Raw genomic sequence first — 8974 nt, 5'->3', positions numbered from 1 at the left:
CTGACCGTCGACACCGTTCGACCTGGAGCGTGTGCGGGTTGAAGCAGCTCGCGCCCGCGCCACCCTCGCAGCAGGCACGCGCCCCGAACAGGTTCCGCGTTTCCCGGACGGAGCGTGCCTCCTCTCCTCGCTCGCCCTGGCCGCCCACCTGCGGCACATGAACCTGGGCCGCTGGCAGTTGTGTACGGGCATCCGCTGGGAGGACACCCACACGCTGGCCCACGTCTGGCTCGAGCGCGACGATGTCCTGCTCGACATGACCGCGGACCAGTTCACCACCCGGCACGGCCTGACGCCGCAGGCGGACCCGTCCTCCTCGCCGCAGAGCGCTCCTGGCACGCCCAGTTCGAGACTCAGAGCAGGCGCCCGGTCTTTGGATGCTCACCTGGGGGGAAGACGTGGATGCTCACGCACTGCGTCGCACCTGAGCGAATGCTCGTCACTGACCTTGTCGGCCCCAGGGTCAGTCGGCGTTCTTGAACGCGGCACTGATGTTGTTCCACATGAAGGCGTCCTTCCAGTCCGGGCGCCCCTTGGCCCAGCTGCTCAGGGCGGCGATCACCTTCTCCTGGGAGATTGTCCGGGTCTGGTAGTGCTCCGCGGCCGTCCCGTCACGGAACTCCAGCTGGTAGGTGTTGTCATCCCTGAGCCACGCCTGCACATACCAATCGCCGGCCGCATCATCGTCGACTCGCTCGACGATCACGAAGGCGTTCCCCCGGCCGAGGTTCGCCACCATCCGGCTCAAGGCCGTGGGTCCCGGATTCCTCACCTGACGACCGTGCTCGTCTCTTGCTTGCAGCATGGCCCGATCATTCCCCATAGCTCTGACACCTACCGAAGAGAGCAACCAGTCGTACTCAGTCCCGCTCTCCGTCCACTGACCGTGCTGGACCGGTCAGATGCAGTCGGCCAGGAAGCGACCTTCGCGGTGGTCGGAGCTGATGAAGACGAATCCGCTGCCGTAGCCGAAGTTGAGGAAGAAGGGGTCCTCCGCGTCCTTGCCGCGGTCGGCGAACTGGCAGAGGAACTGCCAGGAATCGTCGTCGAGGCCCCAGGCATGACCGTTGGGCAGTACGGCGGTGCCGCCCAGGAAGTCTACGCCGAGGAGACCTGACCCGAGCGCCGAGCGGGCCCGCTCCACCACGATCGAGGCCGCCTTTCGTGGACGGTGCCGGGCATCAGGGGCCCACAAGCCCACGGCCGGCCAGTCGCTGCCGAACGCGCCGGCATGGCCACTGGTCATGATGTCGCCTCCCGCTCCTGATCCAACCGTGCCCTAACGCCGCCTAAGCGACGACGATTTGATGATTGCGATCAACGCAATGCTTTGCGGTGATCGCAACATGAATGTGATCAGTGAACCGCGGCGATCCGCTTCCCCTTGCCGGCCCCGGGCTCGGTCACCCCGCCCGACCTGTACTTCGACGCCTGCGAGCAGACAGAACGCCTCCGTACCGAGGAAGCGGAGAACCTCGATGCCGCAAGCGAAGGCCTCGACACCGACCCCCTGCTCCTGGCCCTCGAGGATGCCCGGGCCCGCAAAGCCGCAGCCGATGCCGAGATCCGCCTCCTCCTCGCCTACGGCCGGGAGTTCCACGGCACCCGCCCCTACCGCCTGGAATCCCTGGCCCAGGCCAGCGGACTGACCATCTCAGGCATCCGCACCGCCTACGGCACAAGCGAGATCGAACAGGTAGAACACGCCGTCCACCGCCACCCCAACCGCCCCACCAGGGAGGCCCACGACCAATAGCCAGGGCACCTGCCTATGGCCCACCCCTGGCCCCACCTGACCACCACCATCAATCGCATGTGGCCGTGCCCTACCCCGCTGTCACCTGGTGCAGAGGTCGACTCGGTCGCCGGGACGGACCAGCGTGAACTGGATGTCTCGCGGGCGCACTTGGGTGGGCGTGGGAGAGACTGAGTCGGTGGTCAGCCGCCCTGGTAGATCGTGGTGCACAGCAGCGTGGCGCCGTCGTCCGCAAGCCAGGCCCAGTAGCGTGTCTGGTCGCCTGCCGCCCGGAGACAGTTGTTCGCGTTTGCGCCTGCCGGGGCGCGGTAGACACCTGTGATGTGCATGATCTGGTTGTACGGGGCGGGCACCGGCTCGCGTCGGCAGGCCACGGCCGTCATCATGCCGAGGGAGATCGAGTCGCCGGACTGCTGGCCGAGCATGCAGTAGGTGGCGTGGTAGATGCGGCTGAGGCAGAGCCTGGTGGTGTTGCCGGTGGTGGCGGACTGGTAGCTCCAGTACGACTTCCCGTAGTTGGTGGGGCAGGCCGTGTCGGTGGCGGTCACTTTGACCAGCGCCTGCTCGCTGGCGCACGACACGGGGTCCGGCGGGACATCGGTGCTCCAGTCGATACTGGTGGTGCCCCCGCGGCCCGTGTCGTAGACCGCCAGGCAGTCGCCGGCCGAGATGGCTTTGAACGCCTCTTCGGTGGGATCCGGAGCGGGTGTCGACGCCGCGGGGGCGGACTCGCCACTGCTCCCCCCACCGGTGTCCTCGCCGGTACTTCCCCCACTGGTGCCATGGATATCGGGGGGGTGGACGGTTGGCGGAGGCGAGTGCGGGGCTGGACTGGAACTGGACGAGGGCGAGCCGGCCAACAGGTCCTTCAGCTCCGCCGCGTTGCTCACGCCCAGCCAGGCCAGGATCGACAGCACGGATGCGATTCCCCCGAGCCGTGCCAACAGCATGGCAGTGGAATGATCATCGGATGCGCCTGCCACAATGCCCCCCCGTCGCGGCTCAGGCGATATTAACTTCTTGGCAACGCTGAGGGTCGAACTTCCGTTATCCCGCTGCCGCCCAGTCCAGTCCGAGGGTGGCGAGTGTGGTGAGTTCGTGCGCCGTGAGCTTCGCTCGCCTGCTCTTGCCGTTGCTCAGGAATACACCCAGCTTGACCGTGTGTTCCTGGCCGTCGATCAGGATCGTTTCTACGTGTCCCCTGGGGACGGTCAGGGTGCCAGTGCGGGCTTTGTACTGGGCGAGGGCCGCTACGCCCCGCTCGAAGGCGCTCACGGGCGTCGTGGACGGCTTCGCTGCCTGCTTCATCTCCGGAGTGTGCGGGACGCCGCCGACGCCGTGCATCTGCTGCGGGCCGTGCTCGACGAGCTCACGCCCATCGGACGCAACGTGCTGAAGTCGTACGGGATCAGCGACGCGCCCGCGGTGTTCTTCCCCGCGGCACCCGACACGATCCTCGCGTACACCGACACGGTCCTCGGCGGCCGGGAGTACCTGACCGACTGGCAGGTGGAGGTGAACCACGCCATCAAGGCGACTGGCCTGAGCTTCAACACCGACGCTGTCCTCGCCGTGCCGACCAAGACGAGCGAGGGGTCCGCCTCTTCGAGCTCGACAACGGCAGCATGTCCCAGGCCCGCCTCGCCAAGGAGGTCTGGGACTACGAGCGCTACGCAGGGCATCGCGTCTGGGAGGGAGCCCGCGGCACGATCGGCGGTACTACCCGTTCTGGCAGCGCCACCGCTACACCCAGTCCAAGACCTTCCCGTGGCTGCATGTCGTCCTGGCGGGCATGGCGGAGCATCTGCTCGACAACCGCCGCCAGGCGCTCACCGCCGCAGGGCATCACCATCGCGGTGTGGGTGAACACCCTGCCGCGGCTCCAGCGGGGCGAGCCCTGGTACGAGATCGGCGTCGACGACCGGGGCCGGCGACGCGCTCGCTACCCCGAAGCGGTCGGCCGCTGACCGGCCCGCACGTGCTGGGCAAGCCCAAGGGGCGCCTGGGCAAGCCGTCCCGGACAGCGGCTTGCCCGCCCTGTCCGGCTTCGCGCTGGGTACAGCGACGTCGGTCACGGTCCGCCCGGGTCTTCTCGGCGAGGCCGTGGCCGACCGATGGCCGGTGACCGGTCCGGTCGGGAGTTGCACGGGTCGGTCACTGCGCTGACGTGCTGTTTGACCGATCACAGGAGACAGATCGGTCATGCCCGTCGACCGGGCATCGGTCACGGGTCCGGTGGGCAAGCCCCGCAGCACGGCTTGCCCAGTACCCGTACCGCACGGCGGGATGGTCCCCGAGGTCGTCGCGTCACCGTCTGGAGGCGACAGCGCGGAGCCGGCCGACGCCTCAGCACTGGCCGTACACCGGAGGCACGAGACGAATCAATCAGGAGAACCCGGCCGGCCTCGGGCAGAGCGATCCGGGCGACATGTGGCTCACAGCGTTCGCCAGCCCCGCGAGCTCGCCGACTACGCCAAGGCGTTTGTGGGCCTGGCGCAGATCGCCGCGGCCGGCGACGCCGCCCGCGCCCGCATCGAGGCCGCGATCGACGCCCTCGGATAGTCCTGCGCAATTTTCCGCAAGCTCGTTGAGTCCGGGACCTTGCCCTCCGTAGCGTCGACGCCACCGACGGACCCTCAGCGGGAGAGGCGGGCCGCCATGCGCGCACGCAACCACAGCACCGCCCCGGCCATGGAGGGCCGCGGCCTCCAGCCGCCCGCCTACGGCGCTCCCTCCCCGGCCCTGCTGGCCCGCGCGGACCGGGGCTTCGCCCGGTTCCTCGGCCAGCACGGCGAGGACCAGGACGACCAGGCCGACGGCGAGAACACCCGCGCGAAGACCCCCCAGTAGCGAGGCCCGCCATGCACACCAGCAGCCACACGGTCCCGTACGACCCCGACGGCCTGATCGAGGCGGAGCTCCCGCTCGACCGCGAACCGTACGAGAGCCTCGTCAAAGCCGTCCTCGCGTGGACCGGCGAGGAAACGTTCGCCGTACGCGACCACGAGCAGATCGGCCTCCAGCTCACCAGCCACGCCCGCGCCGTCGCCTCCGACGTCCGACGCCGCGCGAACCAGCTGCCGAAGAACAGCGGACCCCGGGCACTCGCCGACATCGTCCTGCGCGAGGCGGAAGGCCGGCTCTCCGCGACGCTGGAAGGCACCGTGCACTGCGTCCAGAACCGCGCCCGCCTGGTCCGCGCCCTCTACGAACGCCTGGACCGGCTGGAGGCCGCCCCCGCCCCGGAGAGGGTTGCACCGGGAGGGGGCTGAACCGTTGTCTGGACGGTTGCTTCCAGCGGGGGACCGCAGGTGTGACCGGAGGTGAGAGCCCCCCAAATCGGACATCGCCCGTTTTCCCAGGTCAGCCCTGATGGGCAAGTCTCTCGCGGACGCCGACACCTCTTTCCTCGCGATAGCCGAGGGGAGAGGTGTCCGTGCCCTGGGGTCGGCGGCCGCGAGCAGGGGTGCACGTAGCGGTACGGCAGCTTACGACTCCAATTTCTGCTAACGACGCCAGGTGATGACCTTCTCGCGTACCAGCAGCGGCTTGTCGTCCGGTCCTTTCACGTGCTTGTTGATCCAGATTGGGTGGTGGACTTGCAAGCGTGGGTGCCATGGACGCCGCCAGTGACGCGATTGGCGTACCGCTCGCCCAACTCGTGCGGTAGCCACTCGGAGCGTAGGCCAGGTCCCGAACGGTTGGCGTGGCGCGTTTGGGCATGTCACAACCCCGCCAAATGAAGTGCCCCGGCCGGGGGGACGGTCCGACCGGGGCAGTCTTCGAACGGCTATGCAGTGACGAACCCGCGGGCAGGCCGGCGACGCGCGGCAGCAGCCACAGCGGCGAGGGTCTCGTCGGTGATGTCCCGGCCAGCGTCGTCGACGACCCGCCAGGAGCCCGCCGGGCACTCGGGGTTCACCGGTTCGAGGCCCCCGGGGATCCCGTACCGGCGCATCGAGTCATGCAGTTCCGAGACGTCGCGCGCGTCCATGGCTGTCCTTCCGTCGACGGGCCGCCGAGCCTAGTCCCCGCCGCCAGTGGTTGCGCAGTTGCCGGGACGGATCGGGCCACAGCCGCCGGGCATCGGCGTGTGCGAGCAGTTCGCAGCGACCGTGACCAGAGACTTCTTCGGCCCCACCCACAGCTCGGCGTCCGGGGTGTACCCGGCCTGCTCGATCAGGGCGATCGTGCGGGTGAGGACGTCGGGGTCGTGGCGGGACTCGTTGGGCCGCTCGGGGTAGTGGTGGACGGTCCGGCCGAGACGGCTGCACAGGGTCGCGTACAGGTGCGTGTGGAGGATGAGCGCGTGCCACCCCTCATCCACCTCGCGGGTGGGCGCGATCCGCACCGTCGGGAACAGGCTGGCGGCGTGCACGAACTTCAGGGCCTCGACGACGAGCCGCCCGGCCATTGAAGGTTCCATGCCGGGGTTGTTGTCGAGGACCGTATGCATCACGTCATTGAAGGCCGCGTCACTCAGTAAGGCTCGGGCAACGTTGGGCGAGCGGGGCCCCTCGGGATTGGCCGAGCAGGGCGGCGGGACGGGCGTCGGTCCGTTGGAGCAGGCCATGCGTTCCTCCTGGTGGATTTCCGATGGTGCATGGGGCCCGCCTCGTGAGGGGCGGGAGTCAGTGGGTGGTGCCGATCACGATCGCGGCGAGAGCACCGAGGACGATCAGGCAGTAGATCGTCTGCCGGTGCCAGTTCTTCACCGCGTGTCCGGGGCGAGCGGCGGGAGGCCCGGGCGGCCGACGAATGCGCCGGGCTGCTCGGCCTCGCGGTGTTCGCGCAGGACACGGACGAGGTCGCGGGCGACGTGGGCGAGCTCGCGCATATGCGACCAGTTGCCGAGCGGGTCGGGCGCCGGGCCCTTGGCCTTGAGCGTCTCCCACCTCGCGAGAGTGCCGAGGGCGCGGGCGCCACGGCGGCACACGGGGATGAGTTCGACGCCGGCGACCAGGCCCTCGACGCGGGTCAGCAGCCGGTCGGTCGCGGACGCGATGGCCACGGCCCCTTGGGTGTATGGAATGCCGAAGGCGGTAGTGGCGGCGTGTTCCGCAGCGTCTTCTGCGGCCTCCTCGACGGCGTCACAGGCCGCGCGAAGGGCGGCGGCGAAGTCAAGCGGCGCGGTCCCGGCCGCTCTGTCGTGCTGGACTTGTTCACGCATTGCCGTCCCACCATCCGTCCGTCGTTGGAGGGGGATCTGCCTCAACTGCTGTACGCCCCTCGCCTGCACGTCGATGATGGTCGGGCACGGCAACGAGCAGATAGGCCAACGAGTGGCCACGCACGGCCACGTCGCGGCCACGGCCGAAAGCGCCCGCGATGACACTCCACACTGGCGGCATGAACCGCAACGACGCCCTGCGAGCCGCACGGCTCCGCACTGGCTGGCGGACGGTGGAACGAGCCGCCGCCGGGCTCACTGCCCACGGTCAGCAGCTCCTCGACGACGCGCACTTCAACGTGTCCCCGCGCACCTGGCGTCGCTGGGAAGGCGAACGCCCGGGCTGGCCGCAGGAGGAGACCGCGATCGTCATCCACGACGCGCTCGGCCGGTGGCCCGAAGACCTGGGATTCACCCCACCACCGGGCTGGATCCGACCGGAGCACCACGAAGAGGCCGACATGAGGCGCCGCACATTCGCCACCGTCACCGCCGCCGCGCTCGTCCCCGGACCGACCGCGACGCAGCACGTCGACCCCGCCCTCATCGACTACTTCCAGCAGCAGCTGGAAGGCCACTACCGCGCCGACATGTTCCTCGGCCCACACGACCTCATCGGCACCGTGTCCGCCCAGTACCAGCTCATCGACAAGCTCGTCCGCTCCGCGAAGGGCGAGGTACGCCGCGGACTGCTGCGCGTCGGAGCGGCCTACGCCGCCCTCGTCGGCTGGCTCTACCAGGACGCCGGCGACCTAGAGGCCGCGAGCTTCTGGCGCGGCGTCACGCAGGAGATCGCGATGCGGTCCCGCGATGCGCACCTCATCGGGTACAGCCTCGTGAACCAGGCACAGGTGCGGACCGACCTCGGCGACGGATGGGCGGTCATCGACCTGTGCGAGGCCGCCCTGGACGACGCCGACCGCCTCGCTCCCAAGGTCCGCGTCATGTCGCTGCAGCAGCAGGCCCACGGTGCCAGCCTCATCGGCGACCGCACCGCCGTCGACCAGCTCATCGACACCGCCGACGGGCTCCTCGGCCGCGTCGACGACGACCTCCCCTGGGGCAACGCCTGCCGACGCACACCCGGCTACCTCGAAGTACAGCGAGCCACCTGCTACGGCCGGCTTGGTCTCGGGGTCGAGGCCGGCGCCCTGTGGTCGCAGGTCCTCGACATCGTGCCGTCGACCGCGCGCCGGGACCGTGGGGTGTACATGGCGCGGCACGCCACGGCGGCCGCGGCCGCGCGGGAGCCGGAGCAGGCGTTGGAGATCGCGCGCGCCGTGGCGGAGATCGCGGTGGAGACGCGGTCCGCGCGGATGCGCCGAGAGCTGATCACCCTGGAGCGGGCCATGCGGCCGTGGCAGGATGCCCCGGTCGGGCGGGACCTCGCCGAGGTCCTCGCGCCTGTGACCGAGGGGAGCTGACGATGGGTGTGCCTGCGCCGTTGTCTGACGAGGAGATCACGGAACGGCTCGCCGCCCTGCCGGGGTGGGAGCGCAAGGGCGACGAGATCACCCGCACCTATCCGATCCGCTACCACGCGGCCGTGGCTGCGATCGTGACGATTGCGGACCGGTCCCGCCGGGTCCAGCACCATGCGGATATCGACCTGCGCATGGATCACCTGCGGGCGACGATCACGACCCACGACGCCGGCTATCGGCTGACCGAGGCGGACTTCGACCTCGCGCGCCGGATCGACGCGATCGTCGCTGCGCATCAGGCGCTCCCGCTCGACTGACCCCAGACATAGCGAAGGCGCCCCCTGCCCGGCCCGAAGGCCAGAACAGGGGGCGTTGTATCGTTCAGGCGCTGCGCATGAGCCGGATCCACGATCCGGCCGGACGATCATATGCGCGGGCTGCCGCATGTTAGTTCTCGCTATGGAGGCTTCAGCCGCACGCCAGAGTCTTGCCAGTAGGAACCGCACCACGAGTGCTAGCGGGACGCGTGTTTGCGGGCCGGGTGGGCAGACCGCTGGCTACGGAGGCTGGACCATCGCAGCCGAAGGCCGCGTACTCGAAGGGAAGTGGCGCACGATCCGCGGG

The 8974-nt window shown here is 69.4% G+C and carries 13 protein-coding genes and 1 pseudogene; 7 read left to right on the top strand and 7 right to left on the bottom strand.

All coding sequences use genetic code 11. The annotated features are described in order from the left end of the window. Positions 1–463: 463 nt before the first annotated feature. Complete coding sequence (locus ACFC0D_RS30615) at positions 464–805, bottom strand: hypothetical protein (protein WP_376442876.1); 342 nt, start codon at positions 803–805, stop codon at positions 464–466. Between the two features lie 93 nt (positions 806–898). After that, the gene (locus tag ACFC0D_RS30610) at positions 899–1246 is read right to left on the bottom strand and encodes a hypothetical protein (RefSeq protein ID WP_376442873.1); all 348 of its coding nucleotides are present in this window, start codon (positions 1244–1246) and stop codon (positions 899–901) included. A 138-nt stretch (positions 1247–1384) separates the two neighbouring features. Between ACFC0D_RS30610 and ACFC0D_RS30605 the strand changes: the two genes are divergently transcribed. Then, the gene (locus ACFC0D_RS30605; protein ID WP_376442871.1) at positions 1385–1756 is read left to right on the top strand and encodes a hypothetical protein; all 372 of its coding nucleotides are present in this window, start codon (positions 1385–1387) and stop codon (positions 1754–1756) included. Positions 1757–1938: 182 nt separating this feature from the next. Here ACFC0D_RS30605 and ACFC0D_RS30600 read toward each other — a convergent pair whose 3' ends face one another. Beyond that, complete coding sequence (locus tag ACFC0D_RS30600) at positions 1939–2673, bottom strand: hypothetical protein (RefSeq protein WP_376442868.1); 735 nt, start codon at positions 2671–2673, stop codon at positions 1939–1941. 130 nt (positions 2674–2803) lie between these two features. After that, a complete protein-coding gene (locus ACFC0D_RS30595) occupies positions 2804–3064 on the bottom strand; it encodes a helicase associated domain-containing protein (RefSeq protein WP_376442865.1) in 261 nt (86 codons plus the stop codon). Positions 3065–3381: 317 nt separating this feature from the next. Here ACFC0D_RS30595 and ACFC0D_RS30590 point away from each other — a divergent pair, with 317 nt between their 5' ends. From ACFC0D_RS30590 to ACFC0D_RS30575, 4 genes and pseudogenes are all read left to right on the top strand, one after another. Then, positions 3382–3723, top strand: coding sequence for a hypothetical protein (locus ACFC0D_RS30590; RefSeq protein ID WP_376442862.1), 342 nt, complete (start codon positions 3382–3384; stop codon positions 3721–3723). A gap of 475 nt (positions 3724–4198) precedes the next feature. Continuing rightward, positions 4199–4318: pseudogene (locus ACFC0D_RS30585) on the top strand (transcriptional regulator); the annotation flags it as partial. A gap of 96 nt (positions 4319–4414) precedes the next feature. Then, positions 4415–4606 (top strand): hypothetical protein, encoded by a 192-nt coding sequence (locus ACFC0D_RS30580; RefSeq protein WP_376442859.1) that lies wholly within the window; start codon positions 4415–4417, stop codon positions 4604–4606. An 11-nt stretch (positions 4607–4617) separates the two neighbouring features. Continuing rightward, a complete protein-coding gene (locus ACFC0D_RS30575) occupies positions 4618–5028 on the top strand; it encodes a DUF6415 family natural product biosynthesis protein (RefSeq protein WP_376442856.1) in 411 nt (136 codons plus the stop codon). Between the two features lie 518 nt (positions 5029–5546). Here the strand turns inward: ACFC0D_RS30575 and ACFC0D_RS30570 are convergent. The 3 genes from ACFC0D_RS30570 to ACFC0D_RS30560 form a co-directional block, all read right to left on the bottom strand. After that, positions 5547–5750, bottom strand: coding sequence for a hypothetical protein (locus ACFC0D_RS30570; RefSeq protein WP_376442853.1), 204 nt, complete (start codon positions 5748–5750; stop codon positions 5547–5549). A 30-nt stretch (positions 5751–5780) separates the two neighbouring features. Next, positions 5781–6212 carry a glycine-rich domain-containing protein gene (locus tag ACFC0D_RS30565; protein WP_376442850.1) on the bottom strand — a complete coding sequence of 144 codons (432 nt, stop codon included), beginning with the start codon at positions 6210–6212 and terminating at the stop codon, positions 5781–5783. Between the two features lie 255 nt (positions 6213–6467). Beyond that, positions 6468–6767, bottom strand: a complete 300-nt coding sequence (locus tag ACFC0D_RS30560; RefSeq protein ID WP_376442848.1) for a hypothetical protein — start codon at positions 6765–6767, stop codon at positions 6468–6470. 338 nt (positions 6768–7105) lie between these two features. Between ACFC0D_RS30560 and ACFC0D_RS30555 the strand changes: the two genes are divergently transcribed. Beyond that, positions 7106–8350, top strand: a complete 1245-nt coding sequence (locus ACFC0D_RS30555) for a Twin-arginine translocation pathway signal (protein ID WP_376442845.1) — start codon at positions 7106–7108, stop codon at positions 8348–8350. Between the two features lie 2 nt (positions 8351–8352). Continuing rightward, positions 8353–8667: a 4a-hydroxytetrahydrobiopterin dehydratase gene (locus ACFC0D_RS30550; RefSeq protein ID WP_376442842.1), complete on the top strand. Its 315-nt coding sequence runs from the start codon at positions 8353–8355 to the stop codon at positions 8665–8667. Positions 8668–8974 lie beyond the last annotated feature (307 nt).

The organism is Streptomyces sp. NPDC056222 (assembly GCF_042264065.1).
Lineage (GTDB): Bacteria > Actinomycetota > Actinomycetes > Streptomycetales > Streptomycetaceae > Streptomyces.
This window is presented reverse-complemented; position numbering and strand designations above follow the sequence as displayed.

Coding starts and splice junctions, on each gene's coding strand:
- ACFC0D_RS30615 (WP_376442876.1), bottom strand. CDS start 805: ATGCTGCAAGCAAGAGACGAGCACGGTCGTCAGGTGAGGAATCCGGGA.
- ACFC0D_RS30610 (WP_376442873.1), bottom strand. CDS start 1,246: ATGACCAGTGGCCATGCCGGCGCGTTCGGCAGCGACTGGCCGGCCGTG.
- ACFC0D_RS30595 (WP_376442865.1), bottom strand. CDS start 3,064: ATGAAGCAGGCAGCGAAGCCGTCCACGACGCCCGTGAGCGCCTTCGAG.
- ACFC0D_RS30590 (WP_376442862.1), top strand. CDS start 3,382: ATGTCCCAGGCCCGCCTCGCCAAGGAGGTCTGGGACTACGAGCGCTAC.
- ACFC0D_RS30580 (WP_376442859.1), top strand. CDS start 4,415: ATGCGCGCACGCAACCACAGCACCGCCCCGGCCATGGAGGGCCGCGGC.
- ACFC0D_RS30575 (WP_376442856.1), top strand. CDS start 4,618: ATGCACACCAGCAGCCACACGGTCCCGTACGACCCCGACGGCCTGATC.
- ACFC0D_RS30570 (WP_376442853.1), bottom strand. CDS start 5,750: ATGGACGCGCGCGACGTCTCGGAACTGCATGACTCGATGCGCCGGTAC.
- ACFC0D_RS30565 (WP_376442850.1), bottom strand. CDS start 6,212: ATGCATACGGTCCTCGACAACAACCCCGGCATGGAACCTTCAATGGCC.
- ACFC0D_RS30555 (WP_376442845.1), top strand. CDS start 7,106: ATGAACCGCAACGACGCCCTGCGAGCCGCACGGCTCCGCACTGGCTGG.
- ACFC0D_RS30550 (WP_376442842.1), top strand. CDS start 8,353: ATGGGTGTGCCTGCGCCGTTGTCTGACGAGGAGATCACGGAACGGCTC.